This is a genomic window from Flagellimonas sp. S3867 (assembly GCF_014698935.1).
In the GTDB taxonomy this organism is placed as follows: Bacteria; Bacteroidota; Bacteroidia; order Flavobacteriales; family Flavobacteriaceae; genus Flagellimonas.
Map to the genome: position 1 here is coordinate 1 of NZ_JACVMN010000016.1, position 486 is coordinate 486.

The 486-nt window shown below is 64.8% G+C and carries 1 pseudogene; it reads left to right on the forward strand.

The window, feature by feature from the left end:
* A pseudogene (locus IAG46_RS17580) lies at positions 1-486 on the forward strand (hypothetical protein); the annotation flags it as partial.

The window sequence follows — 486 nt, forward strand, 5'->3', positions numbered from 1 at the left end:
AGCAATAGGACCGGCGGGGCCACAAGGAATACAGGGACCTGCCGGTGCAGATGGCGCTGACGGGGCAACCGGACCTCAGGGGCCGATAGGATTGACTGGACCTCAGGGACCAGCGGGTGCTGATGGAACAAACGGAACAGATGGCGCGGACGGAGCAACCGGACCTCAGGGACCGGCGGGTGCTGATGGAACAAACGGAACAGATGGTGCTGACGGAGCAGTCGGACCACAGGGACCGATAGGACTGACAGGACCTGCCGGAGTGGATGGCGCTGATGGAGCAACGGGACCGGCGGGGCCACAAGGAATACAGGGACTTCCAGGTGCAGATGGAGCAGTCGGACCTCAGGGGCCGGCAGGTTCGGACGGAGCAACCGGACCTCAGGGACCGGCGGGTGCGGACGGAACAGATGGCGCCGACGGGGCAATAGGACCTCAGGGACCAATAGGATTGACAGGGCCCGCAGGTGCAGATGGCGCTGACGG